This is a genomic window from Pseudomonas sp. Z18(2022) (assembly GCF_036346535.1).
GTDB classification, from domain to species: Bacteria; Pseudomonadota; Gammaproteobacteria; order Pseudomonadales; family Pseudomonadaceae; genus Aquipseudomonas; species Aquipseudomonas yamanorum_A.
The window spans coordinates 1-20,219 of sequence record NZ_JAOTOA010000039.1 but is presented as its reverse complement, the minus strand read 5'-3'; the positions used below and the strand labels follow the sequence as shown (position 1 = coordinate 20,219).

Annotated in this window: 6 protein-coding genes; 3 read left to right on the top strand and 3 right to left on the bottom strand. The window is 63.4% G+C overall.

All coding sequences use genetic code 11. From position 1 onward, the window contains the following. Window positions 1–285 precede the first annotated feature (285 nt). Both V3W39_RS32740 and V3W39_RS32735 read left to right on the top strand, forming a co-directional pair. A complete protein-coding gene (locus tag V3W39_RS32740) occupies window positions 286–1,509 on the top strand; it encodes a substrate-binding domain-containing protein (RefSeq protein ID WP_177079433.1) in 1,224 nt (407 codons plus the stop codon). A 185-nt stretch (window positions 1,510–1,694) separates the two neighbouring features. Then, window positions 1,695–14,210: a filamentous haemagglutinin family protein gene (locus V3W39_RS32735; protein WP_330214105.1), complete on the top strand. Its 12,516-nt coding sequence runs from the start codon at window positions 1,695–1,697 to the stop codon at window positions 14,208–14,210. A gap of 79 nt (window positions 14,211–14,289) precedes the next feature. Here V3W39_RS32735 and V3W39_RS32730 read toward each other — a convergent pair whose 3' ends face one another. The 3 genes from V3W39_RS32730 to V3W39_RS32720 form a co-directional block, all read right to left on the bottom strand. Further along, entirely contained in the window at window positions 14,290–15,897 is a 1,608-nt protein-coding gene (locus tag V3W39_RS32730) for a hypothetical protein (RefSeq protein ID WP_330214104.1), read from the bottom strand. A gap of 78 nt (window positions 15,898–15,975) precedes the next feature. Beyond that, complete coding sequence (locus V3W39_RS32725) at window positions 15,976–17,715, bottom strand: hypothetical protein (RefSeq protein ID WP_330214103.1); 1,740 nt, start codon at window positions 17,713–17,715, stop codon at window positions 15,976–15,978. Next, entirely contained in the window at window positions 17,712–19,538 is a 1,827-nt protein-coding gene (locus tag V3W39_RS32720; RefSeq protein WP_177048802.1) for a tyrosinase family protein, read from the bottom strand. Before V3W39_RS32720 ends, V3W39_RS32725 begins: the two co-directional genes overlap by 4 nt. A gap of 137 nt (window positions 19,539–19,675) precedes the next feature. Here V3W39_RS32720 and V3W39_RS32715 point away from each other — a divergent pair, with 137 nt between their 5' ends. Next, window positions 19,676–20,161, top strand: coding sequence for an Lrp/AsnC family transcriptional regulator (locus tag V3W39_RS32715; protein ID WP_177079437.1), 486 nt, complete (start codon window positions 19,676–19,678; stop codon window positions 20,159–20,161). Window positions 20,162–20,219: the final 58 nt, after the last annotated feature.

Sequence of the window (20,219 nt, the reverse complement as noted above, 5' to 3'; positions counted from 1 at the left end):
CCCCCCCGACACGGCCCGTGCGGCCTCCAGCCCAATGCCGAAAAGCCAACGTGAAACCTCGCTGTCACCGCCTCCTGAAACCGTCCAGAAGTGTGACCAAAACACCCGAGAATCTTTTTAAAAATCAAGCTGTTCCTCCCGAGGTTTTTTCCTTTTGCTGTCATCGGATGCTGCGAAATTTCATACCCATGGCCTCACCCCAGGTTACCCCCGGAACACAGCCCGGGACCGAAGCCATAGCGTCATCTACCCCAAACGTACAAACACGACGAAAGGAGCTTCTTCATGTTTAAGCGCAACGTTCTCGCGGTATCCATGACCCTCGCTGCACTGTGCTCGGCCCAGGCTGCAATGGCTGACGTCAACGGCGGCGGCGCCACCCTGCCACAACCGCTGTACCAGACTTCCGGCGTATTGACTGCCGGTTTCGCGCCGTACATCGGTGTGGGCAGCGGCAACGGCAAGGCCGCCTTCCTGAACAACGACTACAGCAAGCTGGACGCCACCGTCACCGGCAAGAACGTGCACTGGGCCGGCAGCGATTCCAAGCTGTCCTCAACCGAGCTGAGCAACTACGTGACGGCCCATGGTACTGCCTGGGGCCCGCTGATCCAGGTGCCTTCGGTGGCCACTTCGGTGGCCATTCCGTTCAACAAGAGCGGTGTAGCAGGCAAGACCGTCAACCTCAGCGTCAACGACCTGTGCGGTGTGTTCTCGGGTCGCTTGACCACCTGGGACCTGATTGCTGACTCTGGCCGCACCGGCCCGATCACCGTCATTTACCGCAAAGAGAACAGCGGCACCACTGAACTGTTCACGCGCTTCCTGAACGCCAAGTGCAGCCCGGCCCTGGAAGGCGGCACCTTCGCCGTGACCCAGGCCTTCGGCAGCAGCTTCTCCGGCGGCTTGCCCGCTGGCGCACTCAACCCGTTGCAACAAGCCAACCCGGCCGGTGGCTTTTTCACCGACACCAGCGCCGGCGTCATGAGCACCCTGAATGCCGCTGAAGGTCGCGTCACGTACATGAGCCCGGATTACGCAGCAGCCACCCTGGCCGGTCTGGATGACGCCACCAAGGTTGCAACCGTTGCCGGTGTTTCGCCTGCTCCAGCCAACGTGTCGGCGGCCATCGGTGCTGTGGCGGTACCTGCCATCGCCAACCGTACCTTGCCAAACAACTGGGTCCCTGTGTTTGCTGCTACCACCAGCGCTACCGACCCAAGCGTCGTCGCCTACCCAAGCAGCGGTTACCCGATCCTGGGCTTCACCAACGTGGTGTTCAGCCAGTGCTACGCCGACGCTAACCAGACCTCCCAGGTCCGTACGTTCTTTACCCGTCACTACAACACCAGCGCGTTCAGCAGCAACGATGCGGCCATCCGCAACAACCGCTTCGTGCCACTGCCAACCACCTGGAAAACCGCGATCAACGACACCTTCCTCAATGCTGACAGCAACCTGAGCATCGGCAAGTCGAACATCTGCAACGGTATTGGTCGTCCGCTGTAACCCAAGCCTGCAACACCCCGCACCACCGATCAGCAACGGCCTGTGCCGTTGCTGATTTTTTTTGCGTTAACAGGCCCACATGAACTTTCGATGACAGAAGTTCGGTCCCACCCCGCGCCAACCGCCTAACCCTCATACATGAGCGTGTCTTGCCCCCGGGCGATTACAAATAAGGAAGATTCCTGATGGTCCGCTGCAAACCACCGGTTAACCTGAATGCTCGGGCGCCACGTGCCCAGACAGTCCTGCGCCTCAAGCCACTGGCCCAGGCGATTGCCTTGTTGATGGTGGCGGGCAACGCCCATGCCGCTTCGGCGGCGTTCAGTTCCGGCTGGTTTGCCGACAAGGGCGCCTCCCAGGCCGCCACGGCGGCGCGTCTTGGCACCGGGCAGGTGCCGGGGATTCCGGCGTTGAATCAACAGGCGAAGGTCAACCAGCAGCTGGCACGCTCCATCAGCACGTTGAACAACAGCGTGGCGGCGATTGCAGCCCAGCAGGCAGCCCAGGCGGCGGGCCGGCAGGCGGCGCTTGGCCAGGTCTCGATCATTCCCGACGGCCTCGGTAAAGGCGGCCTGCAGGTCGACAACAGCCTGACCCAAGGCTGGGTCAATGCCAAAGGTCCGACCCAAAACCAATCCGGCGGCAAGACCACGGTGACCATCGAGCAGACCGCCGACAAAGCGATCCTCAACTGGGAAACCTTCAACGTCGGGCGCAACACCACCGTGGATTTCCAGCAGCAGTCCAACTGGGCCTTGCTCAACCGGGTCAACGATCCCAACGCACGCCCCAGCGAGATCCAGGGCCAGATCACCGGCGCCGGTACGGTGATGATCATGAACCGTAATGGCGTGGTCTTCAGCGGCACCAGCCAGGTCAACGTGCGCAACCTGGTGGCCGCCGCCGCCAACATCACCGATGACCAGTTCACCCAGCGCGGGATCTACGTCGATATCAATGGTTCACAGCCAACGTTTACCGATGCCGCGGGCAAGGTCGAGGTACAGCGTGGCGCGCTGATCCAGACCCACTCCCCGACGCTTTCCACCGACTCCGGCGGCTACGCCTTGCTGTTGGGGGCTGAGGTCGAGAACGCCGGCACGATCATCACCGCCAAGGGCCAGGCCACCCTGGCTGCCGGCGACAGCTTTTACATTCGCCGCGGCGTAGGCACCTCGGGCAACCAGGGTTCCACCACCCGCGGCAACGAAGTGGCCACCAGCCTCAAGCCGGGCAGCAGTGCGGGCAAGGTGAGCAACAGTGGGCTGATATTGGCCTCCACGGGCGACATCACCCTGACCGGGCACCAGGTGCAGCAAAACGGCGTGGCCCTGGCCAGCACCTCGGTGGATAACCGAGGCACCGTGCACCTGCTCAACTCGGTCACCGATACCACCGGCAGCGTGACCCTGGGGCAGGGCAGCACCACGGCAATCCTTCTCGACAGTACCGGCAACACCGCGCTTAACAGCCAGCGCGACAACGGCCTGATCAACCTCGACGGCCGTCCGGACGCGGTCAATATGGCCACCGGGCGCTTCAACAACCTGAGCACGGTCAGTGACCGTATCGATCAGTCCCGGGTGGAGATCGTCAGCGGCGGCACTGTGGAGTTCAAGGACGGCTCCATCACCCTGGCCACCGGCGGCCAGGTGGCGGTCACGGCAGGCCAGCGCAGCCTGGTGCGTGACGGTGCGATGATCGATGTGTCCGGCGCGATTGGCGTCAAGGTGTCGATGGAATCCAACAACATCAAGATCAACGTCCAGGGTAACGAGCAGCGCGATGCGCCGGTCAACCGTGATGGCGGCCAGTTGATCAACAACGATGTGTGGGTTGACCTGCGTGAGTTGGTGTTTGTGCCTGCGGGCACCAACGGCTACGCCACCGATCGCTGGTACACCGCCGGTGGCCTGCTGGAAGTCGGCGGTTACCTCGGCACCCAAGGGCATACCGTCAGCGAGTGGATGGCCCAGGGCGGCACGCTGACATTTACCGGCAAGGAAGTGGTGACGGAACAGGGCGCCCAGTTCAACCTGTCGGGCGGCACGATTGACGTGCAGGATGGCTACATCCGGCAAAGCTGGCTCAAGGGCCCGGATGGCCGCCTTTATGAACTATCGAAGGCACCGGGGGACATTCTCTACTCGGGTTTCTACAAGGGCTTTGAAGACACCAGCGCACGCTGGGGCCGCACCGACCATTACTACAACCCGCTGATTGCCGCGCAACAACGCTACGAGGCGGGTTACACCGTAGGCCGCGACGCGGGCAAGCTGGTGATCGGCACCGCCAGTGCGGTGCTCGAAGGCCGATTGATCAGCGACGTGTTCCAGGGTGATCGTCAGATCAACACCCCGACGCTCAACATGGATGGCTATGCGCAGTCGCAAAAGGCTGCCGCGCAACGCGCGCAACTGATCATCGGCGGCTACACGCCGGTGTTCAATAAAAGCACCGGCACTTTGCGCTACAACCTGAACCCGGTGACCGGCGAGATTCTGTTCGAGCCCGGCGCGCAAAAGATCGCCGATGGCCTGGACCTGGACGCGGCCTTGCCCGCTGACCGCCAGGGCAAGGTGATGCTTGACAGTGACCTGCTCAACGGCTTCGAACTGGGCGCGATCAAAGGCGCCGCGACGCAACAGATCACCGTCAACGGCGCGCTTAAAGTGGCCGATGGCGGCGACATCACCCTGTTTGCACCTCGGGTGGCGGTCAATGCCAACCTGACGGCGAACGGTGGCAGCCTCAACGCGGGCAACCTGCTTAACCAACCCGACAGGGATCGCAGCATGGCCGTCGGCGATGTGTACCTGCTGCCAACGGCGGGCACTCGGGCCTGGGTCAATGTGGCCGAAGGGGTCAGGCTGGACGCTTCCGGGCGCTGGAGCAACCTGGCGCAGGACGGCGTCAACAACGCCAGCGCGGCGTATCTGGACGGCGGCAAGGTGTCGCTGCGCAGCACCGGCGACCTGCAACTGGCGGCAGGCAGTGTGGTGGACGTGTCCTCCGGGGCCACCATTGGCCTGGACGGCAAGGTCATCGGTGGCAAGGGCGGCAGCGCGACCCTGGCGGCTCTGAACGCGCTTGAACTGGGCAGCGAGATTCGTGGTTACGGCGTCAACGGCGGCGGTACGCTGGCCGTGCAGGCGCGCAAGGTGCAGATCGGCGATAACGCCACGGCGCCGAGCCACGACACCCTGCACCTGGCAGGGGACTTCTTCAACAAGGGCTTCTCGGCGTACGACATCACCGGCAACGAGGGGCTGCTGGTCACTGACGGCACCCAGGTCGATGTGTCCATGCCGGTCTACCGCTTGGGCGAGCAGGCACTGTCCACCCCAAGCGGCAGCGACCCGACCACGGCGCTGGAACGCTGGGCGTCACCGCTGTACCAGGAGGACGCCGTCAAAGGCGTGCTGACTCAACGCCGTGGCGCCAGCCTGAACCTCAATGCCGGTACCACGATCGCTTCAGGCGCGCTGGCCGCGACCACTGCCCTGACCGTCGGCAAAGGCGCGGTCATCAGCGTCGACCCCGGCCAGGGAATCAACCTGCGCAGCATCGGCCAATTGACCGTCGAGGGCACGCTCAATGCCTGGGGCGGCACGGTGAGCCTCGCGGGTTTGAGCAACACCGACTCCACACAAGTGGAAGGCAACGGTCATGGCCGGTCGATCTGGATCGGCGAACAGGCGGTGATTGACGTGGCCTCCCGGGCCGTGACCGCTGTCGACAATCGTGGCGGGGTGTATGGCCAAGTGCGTAATGGCGGCCAGATCACCGTCGGTGGCGATATCGATCCGGTCACCGGCATAGCCAAGGCCAGCGACCTGTTTGTGGTGGTGCGTGAAGGTGCACGCCTGGATGCATCTGGCAGCCAGGCGCTGCTCGATCTGCCGGGCCAGGGCCGTACGCGGGTGGCCAGCAACGGCGGCAACATTGCTTTTGCTTCCAACAACGGTTTGTACCTGGACGGCAGTTTCGTCGCCAACGCCGGTGGCGCCGGAGCGGCCGGCGGGCGTCTGGCGCTGGCACTGGAGTCGCCGTACTACTTGAAGCTGCACGTCAAGGACCGGGTACTGCCGGTACGCGAACTGGTGCTCAACCAGCAGCATCAAACCAGCGCCTTGCCCGACACTGCAGAAGCGGCGGCAGACGCGCTGATCTACGGTCACGGCGCACTCGGCATCGACCAGATCCAGGCCGGTGGTTTTGACAACCTGACCTTGCTGGTGCGGGGGGCGTTGAATCTCGACGGCGATGCCTCGCTGCACATGGGGCAAAGCCTGCAGCTGTATTCGGGCGGTATTGGCCTGACCCGCAACGCGAAACCGACTTCGCAGATTAATCTCAGTGCGCCGCATGTACTCCTCAGTGGTTTGCTTGAGCCGGACAAACCTGGGATGGAAGCGTGGACCCGGGCGTACATCAGCGATACCTCGCCGACGTTTCGCAGCCAGGGCGTGTTGACCGTCAACAGCGACTTGCTGGACATCCGCGACCGCTTCGCCTTTGGCGCCGAGCAGGGCTTCGATCAGGTCCGGCTCAACAGCAGCGGCGATCTGCGTTTTCTCGCCGGCAGCGATGGCGGCAATACACCCAGTGGTTTCAGCACCGTCTTGAGCTCAGCGGGCGACATGACCCTGCGCGCCGCACGCATCTACCCGGGCTCCGAGATCAAGGCCCAAGTGCTGGTAGGCAGCCTTGGCAACAAGGGCAATCAACTGATCTTCGACCCGACTCGCACCCTGACGATCGAGAAGGTCGGTGATGATAACGGCGTGGCACCGGACTCGGTGTTCGGGCGCCTGCAACTGGGCGCTTACACCATCAGGCAGGGCGGGGTGTTGCGTGCGCCGCTGGGGTTGATCGAACTCGGCAACCTGGGCAGCAACAAGGTGGAACTGCTGCCCGGCAGCCTGACCTCGGTCAGCGCCAAGGGCCTGGTGTTGCCGTATGGCGGCACCGTGGATGGCCAGGTTTATCGCTACAACGGCAAGACCGTGGTCTTTACCGGACAGGGCGGGATCGGCGCTGCCAACGGTGGAGAGCTGTCGGTCGGGGTGATTCTGGGGGGCAAGTCGGTGGACGTATTGCCCGACGCCACGCTGGACCTGTCGGGTGGCGGCGAATTGCTGGGGGCCGGCTTTATTTCCGGGCGCGGCGGTTCTACCGATGCGCGTTTCAACCCGCTGGTGCAGTTCGGGGCCAATGGCGGTTTCGCCTTGCCGGGGCTGAGCACCAACCCGGTCTATGCCATCGTGCCGGGCGTTCAATCAGGCTATGCGCCGGTGGCTGGCGAAGCCGGCGCGAGTACGCCGCTGTTGGGCCAGCAGATCACCATTGGTGCCGGCGTGCCGGGCTTGCCGGCAGGCACCTACACCTTGATGCCGTCCACCTACGCCCTGAAGCCGGGAGCTTTCCGGGTGGAGATCAACGGGCTCGCCGCCCAGGGCAGCGACGGCACAACCACGCTGATGCGCAACGGGTCGTGGTCGACGGCCGGGCAACTGTCGATCATCAACACCGGCATTCACAACAGCGTCAACAGCCAGGTGATCCTGACCTCGGCTGACACCTTGCGCCGCTACTCCCAGTACAACGAAACCAGCTACGCCCAGTTCGCCATTGCCGATGCCGCCAGGCTCGGTGTGCCACGGCCGATGCTGGAAGTGGACGCCAAGACCCTCAAGCTGGGGTTTAACGGCGGCGGGGGCAAAGAGACGTTCTCGTTCCAGGGCATTGGCAACTTTGAGGCCGCCAAAGGCGGGTACGGCGGCACCGTGGGGGTGATCAACCTGGGCGGTGACACTGCCGAGAGCCGGGATACCCAGATCGTTGATGCCGACAGCCCCCTGCCAGCCTACGAGGGCCTGACGCTGACCGCCCAAAGCCTGAATAATCTGGGCGCCAAACGCCTGATGATCGGCGGTTTGCCCCAAGTGGAATATGGCCGCAACGGCAACGTCATCATGTTTCCGTTTGGTTCCAACACCCCGGGGGCCGGGGTCATCCTGCGCAGCGGGGCAACCCTGTCGGCCCCGGAAGTGATCATGGTATCGGGCCGTGGCGACATCGTGGTTGAGCAGGGGGCTTCGATCAATACCCTGGGGCGCGGTGCGGCGATCTATGACGCGCGTGATGGTTTTGTCTACAAGGGGGTGCCGAGCATGCTGGCCGTGTCCAACGGCCTGCTTAATGTAATGCCTTACGTAAACCTCAACGGTGAGCCTTCGGGTGGTATCAGGATCGGCGTGTGCCCGGGCGGCAATTGCTCGGGGCAGACCACGATCTATTCCGAGGGCAGCATTATCGCTGCGACCGACAAAGACCTGCAGCTGGACGACCAGGTGCGCTACGGCACTCGCCACCTGGCGCTGGCCCTGAGCAACATCAACGTCGGCAGCACGGCCGGGCTGGCCGATGCCGCTGCGCGCAATGTGTTGCCGTCAGGCCTGACGCTCAACCAGCAAGTGCTTGAGCGTTTGATGCGCGGCGACACCCAGTCGGGAGCTCCGGCGCTGGAAACCCTGCAACTGTCGGCCGGCCAGGCGTTCAATTTCTACGGCACCACCACCCTTGATACCTATGACTCGGTGACCGGCAAGTCGTTGCTGAGCAATCTGGTGCTGTCGACGCCGGCGATCTACGGTTCGGGGAATGCCGATGATGTGGCGACCATTCACACCGCCAACCTGATCTGGCAAGGCGCCACAGGCGGGCCGGGCGCGGTCATTGCTGGCGGCGCCGGTAATGGCAGTGGGCGCCTGGATATCAACGCCGAACGTATCGAGTTCGGTTATGGGCCTTTTGCCCAGCGCGATACCAACACGGTCTTTGATCGCCTGGTACTGGGCTTTGCCAACGTCAACCTGAATGCCCGCGAGCGGATTACCGCCAACCACAAAGGCAGCCTGTCGGTGTATCAGCGACAGGGCACGTATGACCCGGTCACCGGGTTTGCCTACAGCGGCGGCAACCTCAACATCGTGACGCCGCTGATGACCGGTGAAGGCGGCTCGCTGAACCGCATCACCGCGGGCGGCACGATTGATCTCGCAGGCGCTGCCGACACCCGTGGTGCAGTCGCAGGCTATGGCGGCGAGTTGTCGCTCAAAGGCCAAACCATTCGCTTGGCCACCGCAGTGGTACTGCCCAGCGGCAAGGTCACGCTGCAAGCCACTGACGATGTGGTGCTGACCGATGACGCGTTGATCGACGTGGCCGGTCGCGCGGTGGTGTTCAACGACATCACCCAATACGGCGCAGGCGGCGATGTATTACTCGACAGCCGCGATGGCAATATCCGGCAGGCGGCGGGCTCGACCATCGACCTGTCGGCCAAGTACAACCAGGGCGGCAGATTGCGCGCGGTGGCGGTGAATGCGGCCGGCGGCACAGTCGACCTGCAAGGCAAGATCCTGGGGGGCAGCAGCGGCTATTACAACGCGGGTGGCACCTATGTGCCGTATCTCGGCGGCATCCTGGAAATCCAGGCCCAGCGCCTGGGCGCCAGTGGCTCGCTGGATCAGCAGTTTGCCGCACTCAACCAGCGCCTGAACGAGGGGGGCGTGTTCGGCGCGCGCAGCTTCCAGCTCAAGCAGGGCAACCTGACCATCGGTGACGGCCTCAAGGCCAACACCATCAACGTCTCGGTCGACAACGGCAGCCTGCGCGTCAGCGGGCGGGTGGACGCCAGCGGTGAGCGCGTGGGCAGCATCAACCTGGCCGGCAAAAAAGGCCTGACCCTGGACGGCAGCGCGGTGCTGGATGCCCACGGCAGCCAAGTGCGGGTGGACAGTTACGGCAAGATCATCGACTCCCCGAACCGGGCGATGGTGGTACTGGGGTCCGGCACCGGGCAACTGACCCTGGCCGATGGCGCGACCATCGACCTGCGTCACGGCACCTCGGGCACGGCCGGCAATGACGGACGCAATCGCGGCACCCTGGAATTGAACGCACCGCGCATCGACAACAACGACATCGCCATTGATGCACGAGGCAACCTGACGATCAAAGGTGCGCGTGCGATCACCCTCAACGGCATGGCGACCTACGACGACGCACCGCTGATGACCGACCCGACCGCAAGTGGCAGGCCGTATCAGGTCATTGATCAGGCGTATCTGGATGGCAAGCACGTATTGAGCACAGCCTTTATCAACGCCGCGCTGCAAAACACCAACCTGTTGAGCAATAAGCTGGCCGGTTTGAACAACGCCACTTACGCCGACGCGTTCCACCTGCGCCCGGGCGTGGAGATCATCAGCAAGACTCCGGACGGCGACCTGGTGGTGCAGGGTGATGTCGACCTGTCCGGTTACCGCTACGCCAGCCTCAACCCCAACACTCAGAAAACCTCGGTGTATGGCTCGGGCGAATCCGGCAGCCTGACCTTGCGCGCCGGCGGCGACCTGAACATCTACGGCAGCCTCAACGACGGCTTCTCGCCGCCACCGGACACCATGAATGACAAGGGCTGGCTGTTGCTGGCGGGCCGGGACTTCGCCGGCGGCGAGATCATCGTGCCAGGCAATGGAGTGGTCCTGGCCGATGGCACCACCTACATCGGCGGCTCGGTGCTGAACTACGATTTGCCGATCAAAGGCATGACCGTAGTGGCCGGTACCCGCCTGCCAACCCGGGCCACGCTGGCCCGGGACCTGACCTTGCCGGCAGGCACCGTGCTCGCGGCAGCGGTACTGGATGCGTCGGGCGCTGTGTTGCTGGCGGCCGGTACGCTGTTGAACCAGCCGTATACCCTGCAAGCCGGGGTGCAACTGGAAGCCGGCACCTTGCTGACCCAGGCCACCCAATTGCGAGCCATGACCTGGCCCAAAGGCGTGCCGTTGCCTGGCTTGAGCGGGGCTGTGGACGGCGGCAAGAATGTCGTCACCCTGGATGGCAACATCGCCCTGGCGCGTGGCGCACTGATTCCGGTCGGCACCGACGTCAAGCTGGTGGGCGGGGTGGATTCGATCGAGTTGCGCCCTGAAGTGGCCGGGCGCCAGGGGCAACTCTGGGCCATTTCCCCGATGCTGGCCGAAGGGTCGCAATCCTGGTCATTGCGCCTGGTCGCGGGGGCTGACACCGAGGCTGCGGACAGTCGGCTGCTCAAGCCGGACCCGAGCAGTGGCACGCTGCGCCTGGCCGACAGCCACTACGGCATGTTCGCCAAGGAATTGCCGCCCAAAGGGGTGCTGGTGTGGACCGCGTTTGCGGTCCAGGACCTTGCCAATAACGGTGTAACAGTCAAGGAAGGTGACCCGGTCGATCAATCGATCCTTGATGAGTTTGGCCTGGGTTCGGTTGCCGATTTCTGCGGCAATAGCCCGGAATACTGTTCGGCCAAAGCGGCCTTTGCCTGGAGCCAGCAGGCGGCCGATGAACTCGCCGGCCAAGGCATCATTGTTCAACCCGGGAGTGCGATGGACGACGCCTGGATGCTGGAGATGACGGGCCAGACCGTGGCGGAATTCTGCCAGAGCACACCATCGTACTGTGTGGCCTCGGGCGGCAAGGAATACGCGCCAACCCCATCCAACTCGCTGTTCAGCGTGGTTCGTACCGGCACCGGTGACCTGCAATTGCTGAGCGCGGGCAACCTGAGTGTGAACTCGACGTACGGTGTGTACACGGCCGGCACCTCGTCCACCACCACTGAGGCGGGTGACCCGTTCAACCAGCCGCGGGCCCTGGCGGGCGGCAGCACGGTGCTCAAGGATCCCGACAGCTACTTCGAACAGTTCGTCAACGGGGGCAGCCAGAGCCTGTACCGCGCCTGGTACCCGCAAGCGGGCGGGAACCTGACGCTGAACGTCGGTGGCGACCTGACGGGCCACGTGGATGCCGGTGGCCTCTCAACCCCTTCGCGCCCCAACCCCTACGATGGGGGCAGCAACACGGCCGATATCGGCAACTGGTTGTGGCGCCAGGGCAGTGGCGAGTTTGCAACCGGCGGCCAGGCCCAGCCCACGGCGTGGTGGATCAACTTTGGCACCTACACCAACATCGTCGCTGACAACCTGATTGGCTTCACCGGTTTCGGCACCTTGGGGGGCGGTGACCTGGATGTAAACGTGGGCGGCGATGCGGGCACGTTGAAAATCCCGAATTTCGTTGGGGATGTCACCAACAAACGTACCCAGGGCCTGGTGCTGGCAGTCGGCAGCACCGGCCGGGTAAGCAGCGACGGCAGCCTGCAACTGACCGGTGGCGGCGACATGCGGGTGCGCGTCAGAGGCGCGATCAACCCTGTCGCCCTCATGGAAACCAGCGGCAATCGCGATGGTGTGCTGGTCAATACTCGCGGCAACGTGCAAGTGCAGGCCGCCAGCATCGGGCGCATTGACTTGCGCTACGGCACCGGAACCCAGGTGCCGGGTGAGGTTCGCGCGCTGGAGCCCGAGCGGGCCAGCCGCAGTACGCCGCAGGGTGGGCTGACGCTGGTGGCGGGCGACTCCACGTTCAGCTTGCATACCTTGGGCGACCTGGTGGTGCAGACGGTTGAAGATGCGGGGCGTGCGCAGCAGTACAACCGCTCGGCCTTCAGCCGTGACGGCGTGGATGGCGGCTCCAGTAGTTGGTTTACCTTGTGGACCCCCAATACCGCCATTGACCTGTATACCGAAGGCGGCAACCTGACACCTTTTGTTATCGCGCCGACCTACACGGATCTGGCGGTGGTCTATCCGTCGATCGTCAGGGCGACCGCGGCCAGTGGCAGCCTTTACTACGGCAAGGCCGCCACGTTCCGTGATACGCCCATCTACAGCTACCCGCTGCTGCTGGCCCCTGGCAAAAACGGGCAACTGCAATTTCTGGCGCAGGACTCGATCTACGCCGGTGGTTTTAGTGTCACTCAATCCGGTTCGGCGCCGAGCAGTATGGCTACCCCCTGGAATCCGGCAATTGCTGCCACCCTGGGCGCGAGCAACTACGGCAACACGTCCAGCACGGGCAACTACAACACCTACGGCAATCAGGGAATGTCGTTGTTCGCTTTTGGCCCGGGCACAGCCTCTGAGCCGTTGAGCAACACCGCAGATCCTTCACGCTTCTACGCCGTGACCGGGGACCTGGTTGGCGTCAGCAGCGGCCGGATCATCGGCTACAACAACATCAACGTGCCGCATGCCGGCGAGACCTGGTACGAAGGCAGCCGGCCGGTATGGATGATGGCCGGGCGCGATATCGTCAGCAGCGGTGCCAACCCCAATGACAATGGCGAGATTGTTCCGGGCGTGCTCGCCTCGGGCAACCTGTTCGTTCACAACAACGCCACCGATATCTCCATCGTTTCCGCCGGGCGCGACATTCTCTACAGCAGCTTCAACATTGCAGGCCCTGGCGCGCTGGAGATCACTGCCGGGCGCAATATCGTGATGGACGACAAGGTCAGCGTGACCAGTCTCGGCCCGATCATTGCCGGCGACTTGCGTCCAGGTGCAAGCATCGTCATGCAGGCCGGTGCGGGCGCCAACGGCGGCGATTACCAGCGCTTTGTGGCGGCTTACCTCAACGCGGCCAACCAGATTGCGCCGGGCGAACCGTTGTCGGCCTCGGGCGGCAAAGTGGCCAAGACCTACGAAAACGAACTGGTGGCGTGGCTGGCTGAGCGCTTCGGTTTTGCCGGTGACAGCGAGCAGGCCGTGGCTTACTTCATGCAATTGCCTGCCGAGCAGCAACGAGTGTTTGCCCGTGAGGTGTACTTTGCCGAACTGGAGGCGGGCGGGCGCGAGTACAACGAGGTCGGCGGTGTACGCCAAGGCAGTTATGCCCGTGGCCGGGCAGCGATTGCGGCGCTGTTCCCGGAGAAGGACGTGGCGGGCAACACCCTTGCCTACCAGGGCGATATCCGCCTGTTTGGCGGGGCAGGTGTCCACACCAACTTCGGCGGCTCGATCCAGATGCTCACCCCCGGCGGCAGCCAGACCTTCGGTATCGAAGGCGTGGCACCACCGGCCTCGGCGGGTGTGATAACCCAGGGCACGGGTAACATTCAGCTGTACTCCCTGGGCAGCATCCTGTTGGGCCAGAGTCGCATCATGACCACCTTTGGCGGCTCGATTCTGGGCTGGTCCGGCGAGGGCGACATCAACGCCGGTCGCGGTTCCAAGACCACCGTGGTGTACACGCCGCCCAAGCGGGTCTATGACAACTGGGGCAACGTGACGTTGTCGCCAGCGGTGCCGAGCACCGGGGCGGGGATCGCGACGTTGAACCCGATCCCGGAAGTCCCGGCCGGCGACATCGACCTGATCGCGCCACTGGGCACCATTGATGCGGGCGAGGCGGGGATTCGTGTCTCCGGCAACATCAACATTGCCGCCTTGCGGGTGGTCAACGCCGCCAACATCCAGACCCAGGGCAAGTCGTCCGGGGTGCCGGTATCGGCGGCGGTGAACACCGGGGCCATGAGCTCGGCGAGCGCGGCCGGCGCAGCGGCGTCCCAGGCGGCCGAAGACGCGGCGCGCAGCCAGCAGGCGGCGGCCAAACAGGGCCGGGCGTCGATTGTCACGGTGGAAGTGTTGAGCTTTGGCAGTGAGCCGGTGGAACGCAAGCCCCAGGATCAGCAGAAGACCTCGGGCTACAACCCCAACAGCCCGGTGCAGGTACTCGGCGCCGGGCCGTTGAGTGACCAGGCGCGGGCGCAGTTGACGGATGAGGAGCGCCAGCAGATCAGTTTGTAGTGTGCAGAAAAGGACCTCTCGTTGTATTTGGGGCGATCATTGATCGCCCCTTTTTTTATTGGCCCTTTGCAGGAGGCTTTCAGGGTTGGTCCTTGAGGGTTTCAAACGCCTTCACACGCTTGACCAGGCTTTTCTTCTGGGCCGAGTCGGCGCTGTTGAACAGGAATGAAAAGTCCGAGGCCAGGGTCGAGCTGCCGGCGATGGTCGCGTACTGGTGGCAGGCGTTGCAGTTATCGCCCTGCACATAGGTTTCCAGGGTGGTGTTGGCCACCGGCACATTGCCCTGGCTGATAAACGGCCCGTAGGACAGCGGCACCGCCGCACTGACACCCGGTTCCGGCTGGACGGGCGGGTTGGGGGTGAGGGTCCAGAGCACGTTGATCAGTTTGTAGTACTGGAACACCGATTTGCCCTGGCTCTGCTGGGCGAAGTTGGCCTGCACTGCGCCGTTCAGGGCTTGCAGTTCAGTGGGCAACGGATGTTCCCGGGTGGTTTGCACCGGTTGGTCCCGTGGGTACGGCTCGGTGCAGTCGCGGTCGGGATGATGCTGTTTGCACTGGATACGCGCCACGTTCGGCTTGCATTCGGGGCCGGTGCCGCAGTTGGGGTTGTTGAAGGCAAAGCCGTCCGGCGGCGTCTGTTGCGCGGGGGCCTGGGCCGGTTCGGGCACGTTGTCCACTTGCTCGAAGGTGGTCCAGATGAAGTTCGGCGAGGCTTGGGTCTTGTTGATGATATGCAGGCCCACCAGGCCCACCACTTGCTGGGTGCACTGCAAGGTGGCCGGGTTTTTCAGCCAGGCGACGGTGGTCAGGTAGCGTCCGTAGAGTTCGGGCTTGCCGGTGAGAATGCGCCACGCGGCCTTGAGCTCCAGCGCCCCGAGTTGTTCCTGTGGCACCGGGGTCGGCGGCAGTGAGCGCATCGGTTCGCCAATGGGCAAGGACAGCCCGCCCGGGTTCTGGTTGTCGAGGTTCTGCGCCACCTTCAACTGATTGGCGGCGTCGTACAGTCCTTTGCTGACGATGTAATCAAACTCGGCCTTGCCGACCTTGCGTTCAAAAAACACCAGCTGGCCCGCCTGATCCGTCAGCCAGCCGCCGGAGGCTTCCATGATCGGGTCGGGAATCGTCGCCAGGGTGCCGCTGGACAAGTGGAAACCGTGGCGGGCGTTGATCGCGCTTTCCGAGGTGGCAGTCATGAACTTGCGCGCCCCCACCGACATCGCCTTGAGGCTGCCCTGGGTGCTGCAATTGGACGGCACCAGGGTTTGCACGCCCCAGCCCGAGGGCACAGGCGCACCCGGTAGGAAGATATCGTTGGCGTCCTTGTAGCTGGCCCATACCGGCGCCACCGTCATCGGTTGCCCGGCGGTGGTCGGCACGCCGAACTGCGCCAGGGTGCTGTTCATGTCCGGTTCGCCCGCCAGGGCGGCGGTGGTCGGCCAGCCGGGGTTCACTGGCCAGTTCAGCGCAATGAACAGCTGCCAGCCAAAGCAGTTCATGAAGCTCTGGCCGGTGGCGTTGAAGTTGTTGACCGGCAGGAAGCCGCCGCTGGCCGGGTTGAACACCAACTGCTGCTGCACGCAGGCGTCGGCATCGGATTGGGGTGTTGCATAGGCCGACTGCAGCGTAAACAGGCTCAGCACCACACTGGCCAGCAGCGATAAAACACTCAAGCGTAACCTGGACATCATCGCGCTCCTTGCATGAAGGTAAACCTGTGGGGAGGCAGCAAGCTGCCTCCCCACAAGGACGGTGGAACGTTCAGATCAAGCGCCAGGCACCAGCGCCAACCCGGATTCCCATGGGTGCTCCGTCGCGCTGGGGTTATCGGCTTCGCCCGGGTTGAGCGCGCGCACCGTCACCAGCCCCGGTGCGGCGGTGGGGCTCACAGTGATGGTCAGCAGGTAGCCCTGGGTGCCGCCGGAGTTGGTCTGCCCGGGGATGGCCGAGGCGTCGGGCAGGAACTTCGTGACCACGGCCGTGACGCCGGGATTGGAAAACTGCACCCGCGCCGTCTCGGCGGTGGTCTTGAGGTCGGCGCCTTGCACCACCAGGGCAAACTGCCCGCTGGTACCGGGAGCCAGCCACGCTGGCAGGTCGGTGGGCGACTGCCCGTAGAACAGATCCAGCGGCAGCAGTTGTACCGGCCAGGGTTGCACACCGTTGACCCGATCCGTCACGCACGGGCAAGAATCCGGTGTCGGACTGATGGGCGTGGTGGTCACGCTCAGCCCCACCAGCAATTGCTGGGCAATCACCCACACGTAGTCGATGGACTGGCCGCTGATGGTGATGTCGTTGATCGAGAACCCTGCGCTCACCGGCACTTCAAACACCGCCTGCAGGATCTGGTCGGAGCCGTTGGCGGCGGACTTTGCGGCGCCCCGGGTAATTTTCCAGTACTGGCTGACGTCCTGGCCTTGTGGACCTTTCCACGCCGAGAAGTCGGTGGGTTGCTGCAGGTACAGGCCGATGGGGTTGGTCAGGGACAGCCGGTTATTCACCGCCACGCTGTTGGCCGAAAAACCGATATGCGGGTCGGAGTTGCGGTAGTTCTGCCCGTATTGTGCGCAGCAGATCAGCGCCTGGGAGTTCTGGCTGCTGCTCAGCGGCCGCAGGATGGTGGCCGCGGCCGCCAGGTACACCTCGGCGCTCAGGGTGTTGGGGCCGGAGGTCAGGTGCATCGCGCCGCCATATTGGCCGGGCACGCAGGCGGTGCCGGCGTTCCATTTGTTCACCGTGTCATAGGCTGGCTGGCCGGTGGTGGGGTCCATCACCGGGTCGCCCTTGTTGCCGGTCGGGCAGTCGGCGGTGTAGCGCAAGTACAGGTCCTCGAGTTGCACCTGCGGGTCGATGTAGTCGCGATACAGGCCCAGTACCGCGTTCGGGTCGATGCGCCACATGGCGAGGAAATACGCCGGGTTTTCGCAGGTAAAGGTGATCTTGCGCATGTTCTTGGTACCGGGGTCGCGCACGATCGACCACTCGCAGTATTCGTCCAGCCAGCCGCGCGGGCCCGAGGGCGAGAAATCCTTGTACTTGCCTTGCCAGTCAATGCTCGGGCAGCGGGTCACGGGCAATTGCAGCAGGGTGCCTTGCTTGTTCGGATCGTAGAGCGTGTACGGGGTGTTGTTGAGGGTGATCTGGCCGTTGTCGGTCAGCTCCATCACCTGCTGCAACGTCATGGCCTTGCCGCCCAGCTGCGGAATCACCGCGGTGCCGTTGTTGTAGAAAAACGTCCACAGCCGGTTGGGGAAGGGCGCCCAGGTGATCGCCGGTGGCGTGGTGGGGCCGTAGCCCTCCACCAGCGGGTTGTAATAGCCCGAACGCGGCGCGTCATTGAGGCCCGACCACGGGTTGCCGATGATCGCGGACTGGGTCCAGCCGGTGAGGTCGTTGTTCCAGTCGGTTTCAAACTGCGGCAGTTGGTCTTCCAGGCCCAGTTTGTTGTAGTCCTTGGGCGCTTGCTCGGCGGGCGAGGTGAACTGTTTGAAGGGTGTGCTCATGTCGGTTCTCCAGGTGTTGTGGTGGTGGAAGCGGAGCAGCAACCGGCACTCGGAGGAGGGCCGGCGAAGGTTTGGCGCGGGTCGTCCCACACCAGTTGGGCGATAAAGCCAGGCAGCGGCGCGTACTCTTCAGGCGTCAATACCCGGCCGCTATCGGGATGGGTGACCACCACGGACAACTGCGTCGTGTCCGTGGGGCCGAGGTTCAGTGCCCTGGTGTTGCGCGCCGCATTCAAGGCGCGGGACACGCCGTGAGTGATGCAGCGGCCCTTGTCATCCACCAGGCCCATGCCGATGCGGCTGAAGCGCCCGACATAGTGCGGATTGTCGGCGCTCACCTGCTGCGGCGTGGCGTCGGGCTGGTTGAGGAAGACGTCGATCAGGTAAGTGTCGTGGGTGCAGCGCACGTGGTCGAACACCACCCACGGCCCCAGGCCTGCGGCGTGTTCCGTGGCCTGCGCGGGCGTCGAACTGCGCTGGCAACACGCCTTTGCAGCGGGGTGGCGGGTACCGAAGGGTGGGGCAACGGGTGCGCCGTAGTCGTAGCCGATATGCCGACTGTCCTGGGCCATGTCCCCCAAGGTGGTGTAGCGCCAGGCGTCGGCACTGGTGAACGTGACGGTACTGGCCTCGCTGCCGGAAAAGGGCTGGAGCAGGCACTGGGTGGTGTATTGAGCGGCCGGGTGGGCGCGGATCCAGACCTCGAGCATCCGGTCGATATTGGCGTGGTAGGAGCTGAACACCGGGTCGAACGCGGTGTAGGCGTTGTCGGCCATGTCGCCGCCGATCCAGCCGTGATAGTTGTCATGGGGTTGCTCGTACAGCCCATCGAAATTCAGCGCGCGGTTGGGGTACAGGTCGTCTTCCTGGGGCGGATCAAACACCGGGATATTCGCCCACGGATAACCCGGCACGCCCTGGGGCTGGCTGAAGCTGGTGAACTTCAGGGCGTCCACCACCTGCTGCTGGAAAATCCGGCTCATGCCGTACAGCCGGGTGCGTTCGAAACGCATCGTCTCGCCCTGGGTGTAGAACAGCGGGTTGCGTTGCACGAAACGGCAATCTACACCTGGTACCGGGGCCTTTTCACAGACCTTCGAGCAGCCGTCCTTGGCGGCGGCGTAGCGCAGCGGATTAGGCCGCACCTCACCGGTATGCGGGTGCACGTAGGTTTCATCGAGAAACGCCTGGGGCAGACCGGCCTGGGGGCTGCCGTCGACACTGGCGTCTTCGGCCATCCAGTCCCAGTAGGGAATCGGGCAGTCGATCAGGGCTTCCAGGTACAGCAGATAGGCGCGATGCCACAGGGCAAACGCCTCCTGGTAATGCAGGCACCAGTTGGTGTGGATATAGGCGTAGCGCTGCCACGGTGAGCCGCTGTCGGCATTGGCCACCTGCATCACATCGTCCAGGCGCGAGCGGTACAGGTTCAGTTGTTCCAGGCTCAGGGCGCGAATGTCCTGGCGCACCCGCTTGACCGGGTGGGGCAGGTCGGGCGGGGGAATGCGTTCGGCTTCATCGAAGGGTGAGCTTGGGGTGAGGCGCCAGCCCTGGTTGACCCATAGCCTGAAGGTTTCCAGCGCATCGATGGGCCAGAACTGCTGCTGGTCGAGGGTCAGCGGCATGCTGCGCGAGGCCAGGTGCTGGTAGATGGTTTCGGACCAGGTCTTGACCGAGGCGGGGTCTTCGAGGAACACGAAGTAGGCGTTCATGCAGCCTACCCAGGAGGCGACGACGGCGGGGCGTTGGTCTTGGGGGATCCAGTAGGGGGCGTTGAAGAGGCCGTGGATATCCGTGGCCCATGTCGGTTTCGCGACTATCATAAGATCCCTCTCATGCTGCCCGATGCCTGATTTGGCTGGGCTGCTAAGCTGGATTGATGTTAGTGCGCCGCTGCGCAGGATTTGTGCAAATTGGCGGGTGTTTACGGTGGATTCATTGCAGTTTTTTCAAGGAAGATATGGAAAAAATGACAGATGCCATGGATTTGAAGATTCTGGGGAAATTGCAAAGGGATTGCTGCCAGAGTCTGGAGTTGTTGAGTGACAGTGTGGGGCTGTCTTCGACCAGTTGTTACCGGCGTATCAGGCGGTTGGAGAGTGTCGGGATTATCAAGGCGAAAGTGGCGGTGCTGGATGAGCGAAAGCTTGGGATTCAGGTGACGGCGTTCTTTTTGATCAAGCTTGATAGGGACAGCAACGATATTGACCGCAAGATGCAGCATATCCTGGCGAGTCACCCGGAGATTCAGGACTGCTATCTGCTGACCGGGGAGTTTGATTTTGTGATGGTGGCGAAGTTTCGGGATGCCACTGAGTACACTGAATATATCTATCGGTTTTTGGATATTTACCGGGATATTCCGATTCGTACTTATTCGTCTACGTTGGTGGTGCGGACGGTCAAGAAGTCTTATGAGTTGCCGTTGCCTTTGTCGTTGCTGTGATTGGGGGGTATATCCGTTATTCAGGTAACGGCCGCCTATGGTTCCGCTCTTACAGCGG

Bases quoted from the DNA above. Each gene is read 5' to 3' on its own strand.
- V3W39_RS32735 (WP_330214105.1), top strand. From the start codon at position 1,695: ATGGTCCGCTGCAAACCACCGGTTAACCTGAATGCTCGGGCGCCACGT.
- V3W39_RS32725 (WP_330214103.1), bottom strand. From the start codon at position 17,715: ATGAGCACACCCTTCAAACAGTTCACCTCGCCCGCCGAGCAAGCGCCC.
- V3W39_RS32740 (WP_177079433.1), top strand. From the start codon at position 286: ATGTTTAAGCGCAACGTTCTCGCGGTATCCATGACCCTCGCTGCACTG.
- V3W39_RS32730 (WP_330214104.1), bottom strand. From the start codon at position 15,897: ATGTCCAGGTTACGCTTGAGTGTTTTATCGCTGCTGGCCAGTGTGGTG.
- V3W39_RS32720 (WP_177048802.1), bottom strand. From the start codon at position 19,538: ATGATAGTCGCGAAACCGACATGGGCCACGGATATCCACGGCCTCTTC.
- V3W39_RS32715 (WP_177079437.1), top strand. From the start codon at position 19,676: ATGGAAAAAATGACAGATGCCATGGATTTGAAGATTCTGGGGAAATTG.